Origin of the sequence: Microbacterium sp. Leaf161 (assembly GCF_001423645.1) — a bacterium.
Classification (GTDB): domain Bacteria; phylum Actinomycetota; class Actinomycetes; order Actinomycetales; family Microbacteriaceae; genus Microbacterium; species Microbacterium forte.
Map to the genome: position 1 here is coordinate 1,857,039 of NZ_LMOW01000001.1, position 20,528 is coordinate 1,877,566.

General features: G+C 68.4%; 20 protein-coding genes and 1 tRNA gene. 18 read left to right on the forward strand and 3 right to left on the reverse strand.

What is annotated here, in order from left to right; all coding sequences use genetic code 11:
• Positions 1 to 15: 15 nt before the first annotated feature.
• The 10 genes from hpt to ASF87_RS09030 all read left to right on the forward strand — a co-directional run bounded on the left by hpt (position 16) and on the right by ASF87_RS09030 (position 8,683).
• Positions 16 to 567, forward strand: a complete 552-nt coding sequence (hpt, locus tag ASF87_RS08985; RefSeq protein ID WP_042536974.1) for a hypoxanthine phosphoribosyltransferase — start codon at positions 16 to 18, stop codon at positions 565 to 567.
• A gap of 81 nt (positions 568 to 648) precedes the next feature.
• Positions 649 to 2,649: an ATP-dependent zinc metalloprotease FtsH gene (ftsH, locus tag ASF87_RS08990; RefSeq protein ID WP_056375559.1), complete on the forward strand. Its 2,001-nt coding sequence runs from the start codon at positions 649 to 651 to the stop codon at positions 2,647 to 2,649.
• 3 nt (positions 2,650 to 2,652) lie between these two features.
• The gene (gene folE / locus ASF87_RS08995; RefSeq protein ID WP_056375560.1) at positions 2,653 to 3,258 is read left to right on the forward strand and encodes a GTP cyclohydrolase I; all 606 of its coding nucleotides are present in this window, start codon (positions 2,653 to 2,655) and stop codon (positions 3,256 to 3,258) included.
• Positions 3,255 to 4,055, forward strand: coding sequence for a dihydropteroate synthase (gene folP / locus ASF87_RS09000; protein ID WP_056375561.1), 801 nt, complete (start codon positions 3,255 to 3,257; stop codon positions 4,053 to 4,055). The genes folE and folP overlap by 4 nt, the downstream gene beginning before the upstream one ends.
• 3 nt (positions 4,056 to 4,058) lie before the next feature.
• Complete coding sequence (gene folB / locus ASF87_RS09005; RefSeq protein ID WP_056375562.1) at positions 4,059 to 4,451, forward strand: dihydroneopterin aldolase; 393 nt, start codon at positions 4,059 to 4,061, stop codon at positions 4,449 to 4,451.
• A complete protein-coding gene (gene folK, locus ASF87_RS09010) occupies positions 4,448 to 4,987 on the forward strand; it encodes a 2-amino-4-hydroxy-6-hydroxymethyldihydropteridine diphosphokinase (protein WP_056375563.1) in 540 nt (179 codons plus the stop codon). The genes folB and folK overlap by 4 nt, the downstream gene beginning before the upstream one ends.
• A complete protein-coding gene (locus ASF87_RS09015) occupies positions 4,984 to 5,463 on the forward strand; it encodes a DUF3180 domain-containing protein (RefSeq protein WP_056375564.1) in 480 nt (159 codons plus the stop codon). Before folK ends, ASF87_RS09015 begins: the two co-directional genes overlap by 4 nt.
• Positions 5,417 to 6,013 carry a PH domain-containing protein gene (locus ASF87_RS09020; protein WP_056375565.1) on the forward strand — a complete coding sequence of 199 codons (597 nt, stop codon included), beginning with the start codon at positions 5,417 to 5,419 and terminating at the stop codon, positions 6,011 to 6,013. Before ASF87_RS09015 ends, ASF87_RS09020 begins: the two co-directional genes overlap by 47 nt.
• Entirely contained in the window at positions 6,010 to 7,986 is a 1,977-nt protein-coding gene (locus ASF87_RS09025) for a PH domain-containing protein (RefSeq protein ID WP_157550038.1), read from the forward strand. Before ASF87_RS09020 ends, ASF87_RS09025 begins: the two co-directional genes overlap by 4 nt.
• Positions 7,979 to 8,683, forward strand: coding sequence for a DUF2520 domain-containing protein (locus tag ASF87_RS09030; RefSeq protein WP_235558910.1), 705 nt, complete (start codon positions 7,979 to 7,981; stop codon positions 8,681 to 8,683). Before ASF87_RS09025 ends, ASF87_RS09030 begins: the two co-directional genes overlap by 8 nt.
• 2 nt (positions 8,684 to 8,685) lie before the next feature.
• Here the strand turns inward: ASF87_RS09030 and ASF87_RS09035 are convergent, their stop codons facing one another.
• Positions 8,686 to 10,524 carry a DUF2207 domain-containing protein gene (locus ASF87_RS09035; RefSeq protein WP_056375566.1) on the reverse strand — a complete coding sequence of 613 codons (1,839 nt, stop codon included), beginning with the start codon at positions 10,522 to 10,524 and terminating at the stop codon, positions 8,686 to 8,688.
• An 81-nt stretch (positions 10,525 to 10,605) separates the two neighbouring features.
• On the opposite strand from ASF87_RS09035, the gene lysS reads away from it, so the two are divergent.
• The gene (gene lysS, locus ASF87_RS09040) at positions 10,606 to 12,132 is read left to right on the forward strand and encodes a lysine--tRNA ligase (protein WP_056375567.1); all 1,527 of its coding nucleotides are present in this window, start codon (positions 10,606 to 10,608) and stop codon (positions 12,130 to 12,132) included.
• On the opposite strand, the gene ASF87_RS09045 is transcribed toward lysS, so the two are convergent.
• Positions 12,125 to 13,243: a DUF4192 family protein gene (locus ASF87_RS09045; protein ID WP_056375568.1), complete on the reverse strand. Its 1,119-nt coding sequence runs from the start codon at positions 13,241 to 13,243 to the stop codon at positions 12,125 to 12,127. The two genes, lysS and ASF87_RS09045, sit on opposite strands and share 8 nt — an antisense overlap.
• Positions 13,244 to 13,354: 111 nt before the next feature.
• On the opposite strand from ASF87_RS09045, the gene ASF87_RS17835 reads away from it, so the two are divergent.
• The 3 genes from ASF87_RS17835 to ASF87_RS09055 all read left to right on the forward strand — a co-directional run bounded on the left by ASF87_RS17835 (position 13,355) and on the right by ASF87_RS09055 (position 15,880).
• On the forward strand, positions 13,355 to 13,528 hold the full coding sequence (locus ASF87_RS17835; protein WP_164481682.1) for a hypothetical protein: 174 nt from the start codon (positions 13,355 to 13,357) through the stop codon (positions 13,526 to 13,528).
• Positions 13,529 to 13,628: 100 nt separating this feature from the next.
• Positions 13,629 to 15,089 (forward strand): cardiolipin synthase, encoded by a 1,461-nt coding sequence (gene cls / locus ASF87_RS09050; RefSeq protein WP_056375569.1) that lies wholly within the window; start codon positions 13,629 to 13,631, stop codon positions 15,087 to 15,089.
• 50 nt (positions 15,090 to 15,139) lie between these two features.
• Entirely contained in the window at positions 15,140 to 15,880 is a 741-nt protein-coding gene (locus tag ASF87_RS09055) for a hypothetical protein (RefSeq protein WP_056375570.1), read from the forward strand.
• Between the two features lie 31 nt (positions 15,881 to 15,911).
• On the opposite strand, the gene ASF87_RS09060 is transcribed toward ASF87_RS09055, so the two are convergent.
• Positions 15,912 to 16,910: a diacylglycerol/lipid kinase family protein gene (locus ASF87_RS09060; RefSeq protein ID WP_056375571.1), complete on the reverse strand. Its 999-nt coding sequence runs from the start codon at positions 16,908 to 16,910 to the stop codon at positions 15,912 to 15,914.
• A 74-nt stretch (positions 16,911 to 16,984) separates the two neighbouring features.
• Here ASF87_RS09060 and serS point away from each other — a divergent pair, with 74 nt between their 5' ends.
• The 4 genes from serS (at position 16,985) to ASF87_RS09080 (ending at position 20,521) form a co-directional block, all read left to right on the forward strand.
• Positions 16,985 to 18,268, forward strand: coding sequence for a serine--tRNA ligase (gene serS, locus ASF87_RS09065; RefSeq protein WP_056375572.1), 1,284 nt, complete (start codon positions 16,985 to 16,987; stop codon positions 18,266 to 18,268).
• Positions 18,265 to 19,086 (forward strand): HAD family hydrolase, encoded by an 822-nt coding sequence (locus ASF87_RS09070; RefSeq protein WP_056375573.1) that lies wholly within the window; start codon positions 18,265 to 18,267, stop codon positions 19,084 to 19,086. Before serS ends, ASF87_RS09070 begins: the two co-directional genes overlap by 4 nt.
• Positions 19,087 to 19,128: 42 nt before the next feature.
• A tRNA-Ser gene (locus ASF87_RS09075) sits at positions 19,129 to 19,213 on the forward strand.
• 54 nt (positions 19,214 to 19,267) lie between these two features.
• The gene (locus tag ASF87_RS09080) at positions 19,268 to 20,521 is read left to right on the forward strand and encodes an LCP family protein (RefSeq protein WP_052492826.1); all 1,254 of its coding nucleotides are present in this window, start codon (positions 19,268 to 19,270) and stop codon (positions 20,519 to 20,521) included.
• Positions 20,522 to 20,528 lie beyond the last annotated feature (7 nt).

Genomic DNA, 20,528 nt, shown 5'->3' on the forward strand with positions numbered 1-20,528 from the left:
ACCTAAAATCAATCCATGCGCGCCGCGGAGATCCAGGACGACCTTGCTCAGATCCTCGTCACAGAGGAGGAGATCATCGCCAAGCTCGATGAGCTCGCAACTCGGGTCGCGGCCGACTACGAGGGCAAGGAGATCATCCTCGTCGGCGTGCTCAAGGGCGCGGTCATGGTCATGGCCGACTTCGCACGTGCTCTCCCCTTCCACGCCCCGATGGACTGGATGGCGGTCTCGAGCTACGGCGCGAGCACCAAGTCGAGCGGCGTTGTGCAGATCCGCAAGGACCTCGACACCGACCTGAACGGCAAGCATGTGCTGATCGTCGAGGACATCATCGACTCGGGCCTCACCCTCAGCTGGCTGCTCGAGAACTTCGAGTCGCGCGGTGCGGAGTCGATCGAAGTGCTCGCACTGCTGCGCAAGCCGGAGGCCGCGAAGGTCGTCATCGACTGCAAGTACGTCGGCTTCGACATCCCCACCGACTTCGTCGTCGGCTACGGCCTCGACTACGACGAGCGTTACCGCAACCTGCGCGATGTCGCGGTGCTCGCTCCCCACGTCTACAGCTGATCGGACGCTCGGGGCGCATCGCTACGCCGTGGGTGAACGCACAGCGGCCACCTAGGGCGCGCGCGATACGCTGATCCGACCATGGATGTCAAGAAGCTCACTCGGAATCCGCTGATCTACGTCGCTCTGATCGGTCTGCTGCTGTTCGGCGGCTTCCTGCTGATCTCGAACCTCGGCGCGCCGAAGCAGATCACGACCCAGGAGGGTCTGGAGCTGCTCTCCGGCAAGACGGTCACCGAGGTCGTGAACACCGACGGAGACCAGCGCGTCGACATGACCCTGTCGAAGGCGTTCGAGGGCTCGGAGAACGTTCAGTTCTACTACGTCGATGCCCGCGCCGAAGAGGTCGTCTCGGCGATCAACGCCGCCGAACCGAAGGACGGCTTCAACGACGCCGTGCCGCGCGCGACCTGGTTCGACGGCATCCTCTCCCTTCTTCTTCCCCTCGTGCTGCTCGGCCTGCTGTTCTGGTGGCTGCTCTCGTCGATGCAGGGCGGCGGCAGCAAGGTCATGCAGTTCGGCAAGTCCAAGGCGAAGCTCGTCAACAAGGAGACCCCGACGGTCACCTTCGCCGACGTCGCCGGTGCAGACGAGGCGATCGAGGAGCTCCACGAGATCAAGGAGTTCCTCCAGGACCCGGCCAAGTTCCAGGCCATCGGCGCCCGCATCCCGAAGGGCGTGCTGCTGTACGGCCCTCCAGGAACCGGAAAGACGCTGCTCGCCCGCGCCGTCGCCGGAGAGGCCGGAGCCCCGTTCTACTCGATCTCGGGTTCTGACTTCGTCGAGATGTTCGTCGGTGTCGGCGCCTCCCGCGTCCGTGACCTGTTCAACCAGGCGAAGGAGAACGCGCCGGCGATCATCTTCATCGATGAGATCGACGCCGTCGGTCGCCACCGCGGCGCCGGCATGGGCGGCGGGAACGACGAGCGCGAGCAGACGCTCAACCAGATGCTCGTCGAGATGGACGGCTTCGACCCGAACGCGAACGTCATCGTGATCGCGGCGACCAACCGCCCCGACATCCTCGACCCGGCTCTCCTGCGCCCCGGCCGCTTCGACCGCCAGATCGGCGTCGACGCCCCCGACCTGCGCGGTCGTCAGAAGATCCTCGAGGTGCACAGCAAGGGCAAGCCGCTGTCGAAGAGCGTCGACCTCGAGGTCGTCGCCCGCAAGACCCCCGGCTTCACCGGAGCGGATCTCGCGAACGTGCTCAACGAGGCCGCCCTGCTGACCGCTCGCTCGAACGCGCAGCTGGTCGACAATCGCGCCCTCGATGAGGCCATCGACCGCGTGATCGCCGGCCCCCAGCGTCGCACCCGCGTGATGAAGGACAAGGAGAAGCTCATCACCGCGTACCACGAGGGCGGTCACGCTCTCGCTGCCGCGGCGATGAACTACACCGACCCCGTCACGAAGATCACGATCCTGCCCCGAGGCAAGGCTCTCGGCTACACGATGGTGCTGCCGCTCGACGACAAGTACTCCGTCACCCGCAACGAGCTGCAGGACCAGCTGACCTACGCCATGGGCGGTCGCGTCGCTGAGGAGATCGTGTTCCACGACCCGACCACCGGCGCCTCGAACGACATCGAGAAGGCGACGTCGATCGCTCGCAAGATGGTGCTCGAGTACGGCATGACCACCCAGGTCGGACCGGTCAAGCTCGGCAGCGAGGGCGGCGAGCCCTTCGCCGGTCGCGACATGGGCAGAGGACGCGAGTACTCCGAGAGGGTTGCCGAGCGGGTGGACGCAGAGGTGCGCGCGCTCATCGAGCAGGCTCACAACGAGGCCTACGAGGTCATCAGCGCCAACCGGGACATCCTCGATCGCCTCGCTCTGTCGCTGCTCGAGGAGGAGACCCTCGATCACAACCAGATCGCGGAGATCTTCACCGAGGTGAAGAAGCTCCCCGAGCGTCCGCTGTGGCTCTCGAGCGAGGACCGCCCCGTCTCGGAGCGGCCTCCGATCGAGGTCCCGAAGAAGGACGTCTCACTGGTGGCTTCGGTCGAAGCGCCCACATCGGCTCCCCGCACGCAGCCCGGATCGGCGGGAGCCGGCCAGGCTCGACCCGCGACGGCCTGACCCGTGTCTGTCGACCGCGCGCGTGTCGAACGGCTCACCAGGGAACTGCTCGAGGCGATCGGTGAAGACCCTGATCGTCCGGGACTGAAGCAGACACCGACCCGCTTGGGTGATCTCTATGCGGAGTTCTTCGCGGGCGTGGGCGAGGACCCGGCGGCTCCTCTCGCGCACACGATCAGCGTCGCTCGAGGTCCCGCTCCCGACACCCTCCCGTCGGGTGCCGTGCTGCTGAGGGACATCCGCTTCCGGTCGGTGTGCGAGCACCACCTGCTGCCGTTCGCCGGGCGTGCGCACATCGCGTATCTGCCGGGGGAGCAGGTCGTCGGACTCGGAGCGCTCGTGCGCGTGGTCGAGATCCTCGCCGGTCGCCCTCAGGTGCAGGAGCGCCTGGGCGAGCAGATCGCCGACACGATCGCCGAGCATCTCGACACCCGTGGCGTGCTCGTGGTGCTCGACGCGAGCCACGGCTGCGTGACCATGCGCGGTGGACGACAGCCGGAGGCCTCGACGCTCACGATCGCCGCCCGGGGCGAATACACCGAGCCGATCGCTCGAGCCGAGCTCATCGCGCTGATCGGGTCGTCGGGTTTGGGAATGGCGCACGGATGACAGGCATCTGGGGCATCGTCAACGTCACGCCCGACTCGTTCAGTGACGGCGGCCGCTATCTCGACGTCGATCGGGCAGTCGAGCACGGCCTGCGGCTGCGGGCCGACGGAGCCACCGTGCTCGATGTCGGCGGCGAGTCGACCAGGCCCGGCGCCGAGCGGGTGGGAGCCGAGGTCGAGCAGGAGCGCGTGCTCCCGGTCATCGAGCGCCTCGTCGCCACCGGAGCGCCCGTGAGCATCGACACCATCAACGCCTCCACCGCCGCGGCAGCCGTGCGTGCGGGGGCACGGGTCGTCAACGATGTCTCCGGCGGACTGGCCGACCCCGAGATGCTCGCGGCGGTCGCAGAATCCGGCGCCGACTACGCGATCGGTCACTGGCGCGGCTTCCCATCCGACATGTATGCGCACGCCGAATACCGCCGTGCCGCCCGCGAGGTCGCGGGGGAGCTGCACGAGCGCATGGGCGAGGCCGCGGCATCCGGCATCGCGCCGTCGCGACTGATCGTCGATCCAGGCATCGGGTTCTCGAAGAAGGGCGACCAGAACTGGGGCGTGCTGCGCGGTCTCGACGAGATCGTCGCCCTCGGACCCCGCGTGCTCGTCGGCACCTCTCGCAAGAGGTTCCTCGCGGAGAGCATCGCCGCAGACCCGGCGACGGTCTCCGAGGCGCGACGGGACCTCGCCACGGCCGTCACGAGCGCGCTCGCCGCTCGCGCCGGAGTCTGGGCCGTCAGGGTGCACGATGTCGGCGCCACCCGCGATGCTCTGGCCATCGTGCATGCCTGGGAGGGGTAGACCATGGATGTCCTCGACGAGATCGTCCTGACAGGACTCACCGTGTTCGGTCGGCACGGCGTCTACGACCACGAGCGCGAGAACGGCCAGGAGTTCACTATCGACCTCCGCCTCAGGATGCCGCTGAACGACGCGGCGGCATCGGACGATGTGGCCGACACCGTGCACTACGGAGAGCTCGCAGAGAAGGTCGCCGAGGTCGTCGCGGGCGAGCCGGTGAACCTCATCGAGACGCTCGCGGAGCGCATCGCCGACGTCGCGCTCACCGACCCCCGGGTGCGCTCGGTCACCGTCACCGTGCACAAACCGCACGCCCCGATCCCGCTCACGTTCTCCGATGTCGCCGTCACGGTGCACCGGTCGCGGCAGCGATCCGCCGAGGAGGCATCGCGATGAGTCGCAACCTGGCCAACCCGCCGAGCCTGCCTGGCCCCCGACCCGGGCGGGCGGAGGCCGTGGCCGTCGTCGCCTTCGGCGCGAACCTCGGCGATCGCGAAGACACGATCCGCGCCGCAGCCGACCGCATCTCGCGGCTGCCGCTGGTCAGAGACGTGCGCCTGTCGTCTCTGTTCGAGACGGTGGCGCTGCGGCTCGATGGGCCTGATCCGGAGGCCCCCGGATACGTGAACGCGGTCGCGCTGGTCACCACGCGCCTCGCCCCGTCGATCCTGCTCGGCATGTTGCACGCGATCGAGGACGAGCACGGACGTGAGCGCCATGAGCGCTGGGGCGATCGAACCCTCGACCTTGACCTGATCGCATACGGCGACGAGTCGGCCGACGGCGATGGTCTGCAGCTGCCACACCCTCGTGCCTTCGAGCGGCTGTTCGTGCTCGAACCGTGGCTCGAGCTCGACAGTGACGCCGTGCTGCCGGGCAGAGGCCGCGTCGCCGATCTCGTCGCCGGGCTGCGTCGCCGGGAGCGCTCATGAAGCGCACCTCCCTCGGACTCCTCGCGGTCCTCGCCGTGCTCGCCGCGGCCGGAGGCTTCGTCCTCGACCACATGCTGACGGCGATGGGCCGCACGACCTTCACACCGTCGCTGCTCCTGCCCGTCTTGCTGCTGCTCATCGCCGGGGCCTCGCTGGGGGTCGCCTGGCCGGTGCGTGCGAGCGTTCGCAACGGCATCCGCATCGATCCGTTCCGCGCGACCCGTGCGGTGACGCTCGCCCGCGCGTCGAGCCTGGTCGGGGCGATCATGGCCGGGTTCGGCGCGGGGCTGCTGGCGTTCCTTCTCTCCAGGCCGATCGATCCCCCGGTAGGGTCGACTGTGGCGATGGTGGCACTGATCGGAAGCGCGATCGTGCTCGCGGTCGTCGCGCTCATCGCCGAACAGTTCTGCACCCTGCCGAAGGATCCTGATGACTCAGAACCCAGAGATCGAGCCGGGGACCCCGGCACCGCTTAGTTCGACGGAGGTCACCGATCTCGCTGCCCTCGACCAGGGCACCTACTCGCAGCTGCGCACCGTGCGCAACGAGGCGAGGCTGGAGCTCGACGGAACCTGGCATCAGATCTCGCCGCGCTACGTGGTCTCGCAGGTCCTTCAGAATCTGATCTTCGTCGGGTTCGTGCTGGCTGCCGCTCTCGTGCTGGCGCTGGTGCTCGACCAGACCTGGGTGTGGATCCCGGCAGGCGTCATCGTGCTCATCACCCTGATCACGCTGGTGATCCTCCCTCGGCAGGCCAAGGCGATCGGGTACATGCTCCGCGACGACGACATCGTCTTCCGCAAGGGCATCCTCTGGCAGCGCATGATCGCGGTGCCGTACGGCCGCATGCAGCTCGTCGACATCACGCAGGGGCCCCTCGACCGGGCCTTCGGCGTCTCGCAGCTCAAGATGGTCACCGCCGCCGCGACGACAGGCGTGCAGATCCCCGGGCTCGCACAGGCTGCCGCCGAGGCGCTGCGCGACACCCTGATCGCCGTCGCCGAGACCCGCCGGACGGGCCTGTGAGCGATCAGTCCTTCCCATCGCCCCCGGCGCCGGCCGAATCCCCGGCGCGGGACGCGACACTCGCCGACGGCGAGTGGCACCGGATGCACCCGCTCACCCCGCTCTTCAAGGGCGGGCTTGCGCTCATCATCATCGCGGGTATCGCGATCGCCAACCTGCGTGATCGGCTCATCGCCTGGTTCGTCGAGTTCTTCACTCCCGATGAGGTGCTTTACGACGACTACTCGGGCGGCGATCCCGTCGACTGGGTCTTCGAGAACAACCTGCTCATCGTGGTGCTGCTCAGCGTGCTGGCGCTCGTCGCCGTGCTCGTGCTCGTCTTCTGGTTCGTGTGGCGGTTCCAGCAGTTCCGGATCACCGGCGATCATGTCGAGGTGCGCAAGGGCATCGTCTTCCGCTCGCACCGGCGCGCTCCGCTCGATCGGGTTCAGGGCGTCAACCTCACTCGCCCGTTCCCCGCGCGCATCATCGGACTGGCGAAGCTCGAGGTCGTCGGCGCGGGCAACGATTCCAACGTCGAGCTCGAGTACCTCGCGACGCCGCGCGCAGAGGCGGTGCGCACCGACATCCTGCGTCTCGCGTCGGGTGCGCGTGCGGCGAGACTGACAGCCGCGGATGCCGCAGCCGGAGTGAGGGCCTCGGATGCCGCGGGTTCCGCCGCCAGTGTGCCCGGTTCGGCGCGAGCACACCTCGTCGGGTCGGTGAACGCCGGGGTCAACGATCTGATCAGCGGCGTCGACCTCGCCGATGTCGAGCCCGAGAGCGTGGTCAAGATTCCGACCGGTCGCCTCGTCGGATCGCAGCTGATCTCGAGCGTGATCTGGTTCGTCTTCTTCGGGATCATCTTCGGCGTGGCGGTCGGCGGCGTCGCGATCGGCTCCCTGATCGACGGCGATCCGATCGGCGGGTTCCTCGGTCTCGGCATCACGCTGGGCATCGGAATCCCGATGATCATCGCGATCGCCGGTATCACCTGGGCACAGATCTCGAAGTCGCTGCGATATTCGATCGCCCCGACACCCGACGGCGTGCGCATCACCTACGGTCTGCTGACGACCGTGACCGAGACGCTGCCCCCGGGGCGCATCTTCGCCGTGGAGGTCACGCAGTCGCTGCTGTGGCGTCCGTTCGGCTGGTGGACCATCAGGATCAATCGCATGAGCGGCAAGAGCGCCGCGCAGCAGTCATCGGGTTCTGCACAGCAGTTCAACGTCGTGCTGCCTGTCGGCAAGCGCGCCGATGTCGAACGGGTGCTCGCCCTCATCCTCCCGGATGCTCCGGTCGCCGACATCCCGCTCGTCTGGGAGCACGGCATCCTCGGTCCGGTCGAGGGCGATCCCTATCGGACGATGCCGCGGCGCGCATGGTGGCGCCGACCTGTGTCGTGGAAGCGGCACGGCTTCGCGCTGACCGAGTTCGGACTGCTGCTCAGGCGCGGAGTCGTCTGGCGCAAGCTGGCCATCTTCCCGCTCGCACGACTGCAGGGCGTGTCGCTCTCTCAGGGACCCATCGACCGTGCGCAGCGTGTCTCAGGTGCGCAGGTGCACTCCGTGCAGGGCCTCATCACGGGGTATCTGTCGGGTCTCGAGCGCGACGACGCCCTGTATCTCCTCGATGGCGTGAGCTCGGCAGCGGTCGCCGCCGCAGCGCGCGATCACACCCACCGCTGGGGCGAGTACGTGACGGATGCCGAGGGCGCGCAGGTTCCCGGGTACCCGGGCACTGGGGCGGACACCGCGGCTCCTGTTCTCGCGGCTCCCGTTCCTCCGCCTCCCAGGCCGCCCGCTGCTCCGGTCGGTTCCCCGACTGGGCCTCCGGCACCTCCTGGGCCTCCGGCACCTCCTGCGGCTCCGCAGGCACCTCTTGCTCGGCCGGCCGTGGCGCCGGCACCGCCCGCGCCGCCGGTCTCGCCGCCTCCTGCGCCGCCCGTCTCTCCGGCACCCCCTGCGCCGCCGGCTCCGAACGGTGAGTGATCCGCTGCGCCGTGACGGGCGCCTCGGAGTCGGCATCATCGGGGCCGGGCGCGTGGGGCCCGTCATCGGTGCGGCTCTCGCCGGAGCGGGACACGCGATCACGGGGATCACGAGCGGTTCGGACGACGACCGGGCCTCAGCGGTGCTGCCGGACGTGCCGATCCTGGACGCGCTGGAGGTCGTGCGTCGCAGCGAGCTCGTCGTGGTGGCCGTGCCACACGATCAGCTGCCCGCCCTGATCACGGGCATCGCCGAGGTCGGCGGGTGGCAGATCGGTCAGCTCGTGCTGCACACCGACCCCGGTCACGGCATCGAGGTGCTGCGACCAGCGGCCGCGAGCGGAGCCATCCCGCTCGCTGTGCATCCGGCGATCGCCTTCACAGGCACCTCGGTCGATCTGCGTCAGCTGCAGGCGAGCTATGCGGCGGTCACCGCTCCTGCGGCGGTGCTGCCGATCGCGCAGGCCCTGGCCGTCGAGATGGGGTGCGAGCCGGTGGTGATATCGGAGGCGGATCGCGGGGCCTATGCCGACGCGATCCAGACGGTCACCGAGTTCTCGCGCTCGATCATCGCGCAGTCCACCTCCCGCCTCGGCGAACTCGGCATCGAGAATCCGGGCGGCTATCTCTCTGCCCTCGTGCAGTCGACCGTCGAGCGGGCGCTCCGAGACGCATCCGGGCCGCAGCCGCTCCTCTGAGGTCAGCGGCCGCCCGAGAAGCCGCCGCCCCCGCCGCCGCCCGAGAAGCCGCCGCCGAATGATCCGCCTGCGCTCGACGAGCTGCTGGCGCTCGGCGCCGAGTACGTGGCGGAAGCCTGCGAAGAGGCGGCGAACGCGATGAGCTGGCCGTGGACGAACGGTGTGCTGGGGTCGCCGATCCACGTCGCCCCGCGCTGCTCGAAGGCATACACGTGTTCGAGCAGGGCTCCCCATTCGTTCTCCATGCCGAACAGCATCGCGTAGGGGAGCAGGCGCTCGTAGACGACGATCACGTTCGCGCTGCCGTCCTGACGCCGCTCGGCGCCGGAGTACGACTGGAGCATCTGCAGCCGATCGGCTTCGGCGACGCGGATGAACTCCCGCACACCCATGAGGTACTCGTACTGCCGAGCCCCTTCGGCCGAGAGCACCGTGTGCTTCGAGAAGCTGTAGAGGGACGACAGGAAGACGAGGAGCGCGCCGAAGGCGATCGCCACGAACGCGGGAATCGCCGTGACCCTTCCCGCGATGATTCCCGACATGCCCAGGGCGAAGCCGACCAGCACGATGGCGATCGCACACCACTGCAGGATCATCGCCGCCCTGCTGCGGGCCTTCGTGGTGAGGCCGCGCGAGACCGCTGCCTCGATGCCGTGCTGCGCCAGGGTCTTCATGCGAGCGGCGAACTCCTCGCTCGCGTGGGGGAGCTCGGCGACACCGTCGGCGTCCGCGCCGGCGAACAGCGCGTCCAGCGCCTCGACATCGAGCTGGTCGGGGATCCGGCCACCCGGAAGGCGCCGCAGCCGCGGCTGTTCGGCGTCCGTCCCCTCTTCGATGCGGAGCGTGCCGCGCACAGCGAGGTGGATGATCTCGGCGGGGATGGGGTCCTTGGCTCCGGGCACGATCGCGGCGGCGAGCAGCGGCGGCAGCGAGTCCGGCACGTCGTATTGCGCGACGATGATGCCGCTGGCCGCGCGCCGCTTCCTCTTGAAGGCCGCGACGGCGACCCAGCTGGCGACCGAGAGCCCGAGCCCGCCGAGCGCGACGATCGCGGGCACGGTGTCGGTCACGGGATTGGGCTGCCGAGCCGAGGGCTGCGCCGCCGTGCCCGACTCGAAGCCGACAGCGATCGTGATGCTCTCGCCGGGCGACAGCTCGTTCGCCTCGACACTGAGCTGCGAGCCGTCGGAGGAGGCGACCAGATCGCATTCGTCTGTCGATCCCTCGAAGCCGGCATAGCAGCGTGCATCGCCGGTCATCCGATCCGTCATCGCCTCGTCGAACGCGACCTCAGCATGGAAGGCCTCGATGCGCTGAGTGCTGTCGAGCGGCAGCAGGTCCCAGTAGAACTCGTCGACGCCGGAGTCGGCGGCGAGGATCACGTCGCGCATCTCGTATTCGATGACGTAGGTCGTGAGTCCGCGCACGTAGTCGTCGTCGCCGGTGAGGACCAGCAGCAGTCCATCCTCGTTCTCGGTCTCGTACGGCACATCGGCGCCGGTCTCGTCGGTCACGGACAGCACACGCGGGTCGAGCCACGCATTCTCGTAACTGGTCGGCAGCCCGCGGACGATTCCCTTGTTCTGGTCGATGTCGGGGAAGCGCGCCGTGAGGGTCTCGGTGACGTGCATGCGGGCGCGCCCGTCGTCGTCGAGTCGCACCTCGTAGCGCGCGTCCCACGACGCGTACGCGAAGTCGTCGACATCGGCGCGGACCGCCGTCGCACCGGCCACAGGGGCCGCGGCCGGCGCTGTTGCGGCAGCGGGAGCCGCTGACATGAGCAGCGCAGCGGCGGCGAGACCGGTCGTGACGAGAACGTGGGCGAGTCTGGAGGCTGCCATGCTTCGAGGCTACCCAGACTCGACCGCGGGGTGAGGGACGCGACCTCGGTAAACTGGACACGACTTTTCAAGGAGCCCCGAATGACTGACGCGTCTGCCGCGCCCGACACGACCACCGCCGCCACCGAAGAAGACGTGCACGAGCAGAAGGCCGTGCGCCTGGCCAAGCGCGAGCGTCTGGTCGCGAACCGAGCGGACGCCGGCGGGGGAGCCTTCCCGGTCAGTGTGCCCGTGACCCACCAGATCCCCGCCCTGCGCGCCGAGTACGGCGAGCTCGAAGCCGGTGCCGAGACGGGTGCCGTCGTCGGCGTCGCCGGCCGTGTGGTCTTCAGCCGCAACACCGGCAAGCTGTGCTTCGCGACGTTGCAGGCCGGCGACGGCTCGCGGATCCAGGCGATGATCTCGCTCGCGAACGTCGGGGAGGAGTCGCTCGCCGACTGGAAGGAGTACGTCGACCTCGGCGATCACGTGTTCGTGCACGGCGAGGTGATCTCCAGCCGTCGAGGCGAGTTGTCGATCATGGCCGATGCATGGGCGATCGCCTCGAAGGCGATCCTGCCGCTGCCCAATGCCTACTCCGAGCTCAGCGAGGAAGGGCGTGTGCGCAGCCGCTACCTCGATCTGATCGTCCGCGAGCAGGCACGCACGACCGTGCGCGCCCGCGCCGCGGTCAACGCGAGCCTTCGGGCGACGTTCGGCAGCCACGACTATCTCGAGGTCGAGACGCCCATGCTGCAGGTTCAGCATGGTGGGGCATCCGCTCGTCCGTTCGTCACGCACTCGAACGCCTTCGACACCGAGCTCTATCTGCGCATCGCGCCGGAGCTGTATCTCAAGCGCGCGGTCGTCGGCGGCATCGAGCGGGTGTACGAGATCAACCGCAACTTCCGCAACGAGGGCGCCGACTCGACGCACAGCCCGGAGTTCGCGATGCTCGAGGCCTATCAGGCCTACGGCGACTACAACCAGATGGCCGCCCTGACGCAGGAGCTCGTGCAGCAGGCGACGATCGCCGTCGCAGGTTCGACCACGGTGACCTGGGCCGACGGCACCGAGTACGACCTCGGCGGCGAATGGGATCGCATCTCGATGTACGAGTCGCTGTCGGCGGCCTCCGGTCGCACGATCACTCCGCGCGACTCGGTCGAGGATCTGATCGCGTTCGCCCAGGCGAACGGTGTGGACCTGCCTGCTCAGGCGACGCACGGCAAGCTCGTCGAAGAGCTGTGGGAGCACTTCGTGAAGGGCGACCTCGTGCGGCCGACCTTCGTGATGGACTTCCCCGTCGACACCTCGCCCCTCGTGCGCGAGCACCGCTCGATCGAGGGCGTGGTGGAGAAGTGGGATCTGTACATCCGCGGGTTCGAGCTGGCGACCGGATACTCCGAGCTCGTCGACCCCGTCATCCAGCGCGAGCGCTTCGTCGAACAGGCGAAGCTCGCCGCTCGGGGCGATGTCGAGGCGATGCCCGTCGACGAGGAGTTCCTGCGGGCACTCGAGCACGGCATGCCGCCGTCCGGGGGAATGGGCATGGGGATCGATCGCCTGCTGATGGCGATCACGGGGCTCGGCATTCGCGAGACCATCCTGTTCCCGCTGGTCAAGTAGCGGGCGTCGCGCCGCGTCTGAAAGCCCACTCCGGCAGCATCGCCGCGTTGATCATCGTCTCGAGCAGCGCGGCGAGGCCGTATTCGGGGTCGATCGCCCGCACGAGATCGAGGTACTGCCCGGCGTGACTCGATCGGCCGAGCGCCCACGAGAGCCATGCCGCAGCGGTGAGCGGTGCGGGCCTGGTGTCTCGCGGCGCGAGCGCTGCGGCTGTGCGGACGAGTGAGAGGGCGACCCCGAGCCGCTCCGGATCGGGAGTAGGCCCTCGACCGAGGAAGACCTCGCCGAGGTCGTCCGGCGCCGTGGAACCGGAGTCGGCGAAGGTGAGCTGCGCCTCGAGTGTGCGTTCGCCGCCGCGGACATCGGTCGCCCACTGCGTCAGTGCCACGTCTCGGAACAGCGGCCGCTCGAGGCACCAGAGGAGTGCGGCGGTGGCGAAGGGCGGCAGATCATCGGGTGACGCGAGCACGGCTTCGAAGAATGCCGGGATGTCTTCGAGGAGCACGAGCGCAGCGATCGCCTGAGGGTTCTCGGCGCCCGTCGGCCCGCCCTCTCCGCCCCGCGCGAGGAGGTCGGTGACGTCACGCAGCGCTCGCCCCACCCTCTCTCTGTCGGCGAACCCCGCCGTCGGCAGAACAGCGCCGGCACGCTGGTCGCCTGAGACGTCGCCGACGCCGGGCACCTCAGGGGCCGTGCGATCGAGAGCGCGGAGCTGCGGGTCGCCGACGAGATAGCTCGACCAGCCGCCGGGGGTCACGCAGAGCGCGTCCACGATTCGCAGTCCCGCGTCCTCCGCGCGCCCGAGGAGTTCGTCGACCTCCACGGCGAAAGGGAGGACGAGCCCATCGCGCGTCTGCTGCGCAGCCTCGTCCGTGTAGACGACGAGGGCGACCGCATCCGTCCGCTCGACTCGTGAGACCAGACCGACCGCGGCATCCGCGTAGTCCTCGAGCTCGACGTCGTCGCGGGGGAGGTCGAGTCTCATCGCACCGTAGGTGCGTGTGCCTCGGAACGGCAGCAGGACGAGGCTCTCGGTCGGGGTGAAGCCTGCGAGGGAGGGAACGATGCTGAGGAACTCAGCGGAGCCGGAAGCACGGAGCAGTGTTGTCATCCGGCGAGTCTCATCGCACGCCTGCCGTCGCGGTCCGATTCCACAGCGCCGAGCGACGATCCGCTTCAGGCCCCGAGTGTGGAGGAGCAGTGGGTCGCGTACCATGGAGCTATGGAGAACTTCTGGCTCGCAGCCGCATGGTCGATCATCCCGACCATCGGGGTGAGCGTCGTGTTCTTCTTCGTGCTCCGCGGAATCCTGCGGTTCGATCGCACCGAACGCAAGGTGCACGCACGGATCGAGGCCGAGGAGCGGGCCGCGCGCGGTCTGCCGCCGCGCTCCTGAGCGGCGTCGGCACCATCGGCTACTGTGTAGCCAGCGCACCGTCCGCGGTGCCCACTGACGCGCCCGGCGTCGCAGTGCCGACCGGCCGAGAGGACGAGGGATGACGCCCGAGATCTGGGCTTGGTGGACCGCGGCGTTCCTGATCGCCCTCGACCTGACGATCCGCATCACGGCGATCATCGTGATCCCGCGCAACCGGCGACCCACCGCGGCGATGGCGTGGCTGCTCGCGGTCTTCTTCATCCCGTTCATCGGCGTCTTCCTCTTCCTGCTCATCGGGAACCCGCGCCTGCCGCGCGCCCGCCGCCGCAAGCAGGATCAGATCAACGAGTACATCGCCGAGACGAGCGAGCACCTGCACTTCGGCACCCTGCGACCGGATGCGCCGAGCTGGTTCCCCCCGCTCGTCGAGATGAACCACAGGCTCGGAGCGCTGCCGATCTCGGGAGACAACGGCGCGCATCTGATCGCGGACTATCAGGATTCGCTGGACGCGATGGCCGACGAGATCCGCAAGGCCGAGGACTACGTCCACATCGAGTTCTACATCCTTCAGGCCGACGCCTCGACGGACAACTTCTTCCGCGCGATGGAAGAGGTCGCAGAGCGCGGTGTGCACGTCCGCGTGCTCCTCGACCACTGGGCGAACAGATGGAAGCCGAAGTATCGGCAGACCGTCAGGCGGCTCGATCGCATGGGCGCGAACTGGCATCTGATGCTTCCGGTGCAGCCGCTGAAGGGGCGCATGCAGCGGCCCGACCTGCGCAACCACCGCAAGCTCCTCGTCGTCGACGGCAAAGTAGCCTTCCTCGGCTCGCAGAACGTCACGGACTCGACCTACAACCTGCCCAAGAACATCAAGCGCGGTCTGCACTGGGTCGACCTCATGGTCCGCATCGACGGCCCCGTCGTGCTGAGTGTGAACGCCATCTTCCTCAGCGACTGGTACAGCGAGACCGACGAGGTCCTGCAGGAGATCGACATCTCGCACGCCGAGACCGGGTCGGGAGATCTCGACTGCCAGGTCGTGCCGTCGGGGCCCGGGTTCGAGGTCGAGAACAACCTGCGTCTCTTCCTCGGGCTGCTCTACGCGGCCAAAGAGAAGATCATGATCGTCAGTCCGTACTTCGTGCCGGATGAAGCGCTGCTGCTCGCCGTCACCGCCGCTGTCGACCGTGGAGTCGCGGTCGAGCTGTTCGTCTCCGAAGAGGGGGACCAGGCGATGGTCTATCACGCGCAGCGCAGCTACTACGAGGCGCTGCTCAAGGCCGGGGTGCGGATCTGGATGTACCGCAAGCCCTACATCCTGCACACGAAGAGCCTCACCATCGACGACCAGGTCGCCGTGATCGGCTCGAGCAACATGGACATGCGTTCGTTCGGTCTGAACCTCGAGGTGTCGATGCTGGTGCGGGGCGAGGAGTTCGTCTCCGAGATGCGCGCCGTCGAAGACGTCTACCGCTCCCTCAGCAGGGAATTGACCCTCGAAGAGTGGATGCAGCAGCCTCTGCGCTCGACCGTCCTCGACAACCTCGCGCGCCTCACCTCGGCGCTGCAGTAGGGCGGCAAGACGGGGTGCCCTCGGCAGACCGCGGCCGGTACCCTGTGTGCATGGAATCCCCATCGCGTGTCATCGCCGCACTCTCGTCCCTGGCCGCCGTGCTGCTGATCGCAGGGTGCACGATCGGTCCCGGGGCCACCGGATCGCAGGCGACCTCGAACCCCTCCAGCGGGCCCGGTCAGAGCTCAGACGACTCGGATGACGTCGAAGGCACGCTGCTCGACGACGGCCGCATGTTCGCGGTCGTCACCTGGGGATCCTCCACCTGTGTTCCGCAGGTCGACACGGTGACGGCCGAAGGGCAGACCGTCTCGGTGACACTCGTCGAGCCGGAGTCCGAGGGAGACGGCGAGAAGGCATGCACGGCCGACCTGGCGTCCCGCGCGAGCGTCGGTGCGCTGCCGGAAGGTGTCGACCCGACGAAGGAGATCACCCTGCAGGTGACCTACGGCGACGTCGTCGACGACGTCGATCTCGACGGTGACCCCTCGTTCACCGGCACTCCCGGCTCATCGACCGAGTACGCACCGACCGCCGGCTGGTTCGACGACGGCTCGCTGGTCCTGCTCACCTGGGGCTCGTCGAGCTGCGCCCCCGTGGTCGAGAATCTCGAGGGCTCGGGCGCCTCGGGCACGGCGACTTTCGCGACCGACGACGACCAGGTGTGCACCATGGACATGGCGCCGCGTGCGACGATCCTGGAGTTCGGCGAAGATGCTGTCGATGACGATGCCTTCACTCTCACGCTCGTCGGCGGCGGCCTCGACGGCACGGTCGAGGTGCGGGGCTGACCCAGCGATCGGACGGCCCGACCCGCGGCGATCAGAACGACGCGACCGGATGGTCGGCGGGAAGGGCCAGCAGGAGTGCCCCGGGGTCGACGCGGCAGGTGATGCGCACCGCGGTCCCGAACTCATCGCCGTCGAGTTCGATCGGGGTGGGGGAGGTCACGGCCGCTTCGGCGGCGGCTCCGCGGAAGTAGTGCACCGAGGCATCCCGGCCCCGACGTTCGAGCACCCGGCGACCGGCGCGTGAGCGCCGCAGCACCGAGTTGTCCCACCAGATCTTGCGCCAGACCCCGAGCCAGCCCCACATGCCGGTGGGCTGGATCACGGCGACGTCGAGGACGCCGTCTGTGATCGACGCGTCGGGGATCAGAGAGATGCCCGCCGGCAGAGTGCCGCAGTTGGCGAACAGGATGCTGTGCACCTTGGTCGAGTGCAGGCGGCCGTCGTCGATCTGGAACACGGAGCGGAACGGCTCGGCGGTCACGAGCGACCTCGCGGCTCCGTCGACGTATGCGATCCATCCCACCGACTTCTTCAGGTCTGCGCGGGTGTTGGCGATCATGTCGGCATCCAGCCCGACGCCCGCGAGAACGACGTAGGCGTGCTCCTCGTGCTCGCCGTTCTCCCGCGTCAGGCGCGCCCAGCCGATGTCGATCGCGTGGCGGAACCCGCCCAGCGCCGCGCGGATCATCTCGTCCGGGTCGGCCAGCGGGAGTCCCAGGTTGCGCGCCAGCAGGTTCCCGGTGCCGCTCGGCAGGATCGCGAGTGGCACCCCGGTGTTCGCGATGGCTTCGGAGACCGCGCGCACCGTGCCGTCTCCGCCGGCCACGAGCACGACATCCACAGCGCGGGCGAGGGCTTGGGCCGTCGCACCCTGGCCGGGGTCTTCGATTGTGGTCGGATAGAAGGCGGGGTGCTCCCACCCGGCCTCGCTCGAGAGGGCTCGGACTCTGGCCCGCAGATGCTTCTCGTCGACCTTGATCGGGTTGTAGATGAGCGCTGCCTGGCGTCGGCCGGTGGCGCTCGTGGTCATGGCGCTACTCTAACCCGGGCGTCGACCCACCCGTTCGCGGCGGACGCGCCCGGGCCGCACCATAGACTTGGTGGATGATCGACCTCGCACTCCTCCGCGAAAATCCGGAGATCGTCCGCCGTTCTCAGGCCGCCCGTGGCAACGACCAGGGCACCGTCGACATCGCGCTCGAGGCCGACCGATCGCGCCGCGCGGCGCTCGCCGCGTTCGAGGAGCTGAGGGCCGAGCAGAACGCGTTCGGCAAGCAGGTCGCGAAGGCGCCGAAAGACGAGAAGGCGGCGCTCGTCGCGCAGGCCAAGGATCTCGCCGAGCGCGTCAAGCAGGCGCAGCAGGCGGCGAACGAGGCTGCCGAGGCCCTGGCCGCTGCTCTCGCACGCATCGAGAACGTCGTCATCGACGGCGTCCCCGCCGGGGGCGAGGCCGATTTCGTCGAGCTGCGCCGAGTCGGTGAGGTGCCCGCGTTCGACTTCGAGCCCCGTGATCACCTCGAGCTCGGTGAGATCCTCGGCGCGATCGACATGGAGCGCGGTGCGAAGGTGTCTGGCGCTCGCTTCTACTTCCTGCGCGGCATCGGGGCTCGTCTCGAGATCGCGCTCATGAACCTCGCGCTCGACAAGGCGCTGCAGAACGACTTCGTGCCGCTGATCACGCCCACCCTGGTGCGGCCGGAGATCATGCAGGGCACCGGATTCCTCGGCGAGCACGCAGACGAGGTCTACCACCTCGACAAGGACGACGACCTGTACCTCGTGGGCACCAGCGAGGTCGCGCTCGCCGGATACCACAAGGACGAGATCCTCGATCTGGGCAAGGGCGCGCTGCGGTACGCCGGCTGGTCGACCTGCTATCGCCGCGAGGCGGGCTCGCACGGCAAGGACACCCGCGGCATCATCCGGGTGCACCAGTTCAACAAGCTCGAGATGTTCGTCTACACGAACCCGGAGGATGCAGAAGCTGAGCATCTGCGTCTCGTCGCGCTGCAGGAGGAGATGCTGACCGCGCTCGGCCTCGCCTATCGCGTGATCGACGTCGCAGCAGGCGACCTCGGCTCCAGCGCAGCCCGCAAGTACGACATCGAGGCGTGGGTGCCGACGCAGGGTGCTTTCCGCGAGCTCACCTCCACCTCGAACTGCACGACGTATCAGGCGCGCCGCCTCGACATCCGACACCGGCCCGAGGCTCACGAGGGCCAGACCGCGAAGACGCAGCCCGTGGCGACCCTCAACGGCACGCTCGCGACGACCCGCTGGATCGTCGCACTGCTCGAGACGCACCAGCAGGCCGACGGTTCTGTGCGCGTGCCGGAGGTGCTCCGGCCCTACCTCGGCGGACTCGAGGTTCTGGAGCCGACCGCGTGACGGCCCCCTGGCTCGTCGGGCTCGACGTCGACGGCACGATCATCCTGCAGGACGAGACGATGAGCCCAGGCGTGCCCGAGGCCGTCGCGCGGCTGCGGGATGCCGGTCACGAGGTGACGATCGCCACCGGACGCAGCTGGATGGCCACGCGTCGCTGGGTCGAGCAGCTCGAGCTCACCCCGCAGTTCGTGGTGTGCTCGAACGGAGCGGTGACCATGCGTCGGGTGGGCGACGAGTGGGAGCGGTGGCACATCGAGACGTTCGATCCGTCTCCCGTGCTCGCTCTCCTGCGCGACCGCCTGCCGGAGGCCCGGTACATGGTCGAGCTCGGCTCGGGGCTCAGGCTGTACACCGAGCACCTGGACGACTGGACGCTCGACGGCGGACGACAGGTCGGCTTCGAAGAGCTGGTCGCCGAGCCGGTCTCCCGTGTCGTCGTCGTGTCGCCGGGGCACGACGAGGAGGACTTCCACCGCCTCGTCGCGGACGCAGGACTCAACGAGGTCTCGTACGCGATCGGCTGGACGGCGTGGCTCGACATCGCGCCGCAGGGCGTCGACAAGGGCACGGCGCTCGAGCGCGTGCGCACCGAGCTCGGCTTCGAGCGCGGGCAGGTCTTCGTGGCCGGCGACGGACGCAACGACATCGGCATGTTCGGGTGGGCGCTGGGGCTCGGCGGCCGTGCCGTCGCCATGGGGCAGGCGCCCGCAGAGGTCAAGGATGCCGCGGGCGAGGTGACCGGCGACGTCGAGGATGGCGGGCTCGCAATGGCACTGAACACGCTTCCAGCGGCCGCCCAGGTCAGCGCGAGAGAATAGAACTCGGCTAGACTCACGGCTTGTCGGCAGATTCGTCTGTCGGGAGGGTTGTCCGAGTGGCCGATGGAGCTGGTCTTGAAAACCAGTGGGCAGAGATGTCTCGTGGGTTCGAATCCCACACCCTCCGCATTCCAGGGAACGGTGTCCCCCCGCACCGCACGCTGAAACCGAAAGGCACCGAGTGAGTCCTCACACCCGACGCCGTCGTACCATCGCGCGACACGGACAGCTCCACTCGCCGGGCCCCGTCAGCCAGCTTCTGACGTTCATCGCGATCGGTCTCGCCGTCGTCCTGGTGAGCGGCTTCGGCGTCGTCTCGTACATCGTCTACGACCTCTCGAGCACGGTCTCGGCCAACGCGGTCGAGCTGGACAGCACCGAGGAGCTGCCGCCGGACATCAGCGAGTACGAGGGCGGATTCAACATGCTGCTCACCGGTGTCGACACGTGCGAAGAGGCCTATGCGCAGTACTTCGGCGAACGCTGCACCGGCGCCGACTCCGAAGGCACGCTCAATGACGTGAATCTCCTCCTGCACGTGTCGGAGGAGCCCCGCCGCATCACCGTCGTCAGCCTGCCCCGAGACATGATGGTGCCGATCCCCGAGTGCGAAGACGCCGAGGGCGACGTGCACTCCGCGATGAGCAAGCAGCAGATCAACACCGCCTACACCGACGGCGGACTCAACTGCGTCGCGAAGACCGTCTCCGACCTCACCGGTCAGGAGATCCAGTTCGCGGCATCGGTCACGTTCGGCGGTGTGATCGAGATCACGAATGCGATCGGCGGCGTCGAGGTGTGCCTCGCCTCTCCGATCAAGGATCGCTACACGGGCCTCGATCTGGCAGCCGGAAACCACGTGATCGAGGGCATCACCGCTCTGCAGTTCCTCCGCACCCGCCACGGCGTCGGAGACGGCAGCGACCTCGGACGAATCGGCAACCAGCAGCAGTACATGTCGAGCCTGGCGCGCACGCTGATCAGCGGCGAGACGCTCGGCAACGTCCCCATGATGTTGAAGCTCGCGACCACCGGCCTCGACAACGTCGAGGCGAGTACCTCGCTCGCCGACCCGATGAAGATCGTGCAGATCGCGCTCGCGGTGAAGTCCGTGCCGTTCGAGGACATCGTCTTCCTGCAGTACCCGACGTTCGCGGACCCGGCCGACCCCAACCGCGTCGTGCCGGACAAGGAGTCCGCCGAGGCCATGTGGAACGCGATCAACGAGAACGCCCAGCTGCAGGTCACGCATCAGAACACCGAGAACGACGGAGTCGTCGTGACGGATCCGGCCACGCAGACGCCCGCCGACGCGGGTGCCGAGGCGGCGACGCCTGATCCTGCGGCGACACCTGAGAACGTCGTGGCGCTGCCTGACACGATCAAGGGCAACTCGGCCGCGCAGCAGACCTGCTCGAACGGAAACGTCCGCTGACGTCCAC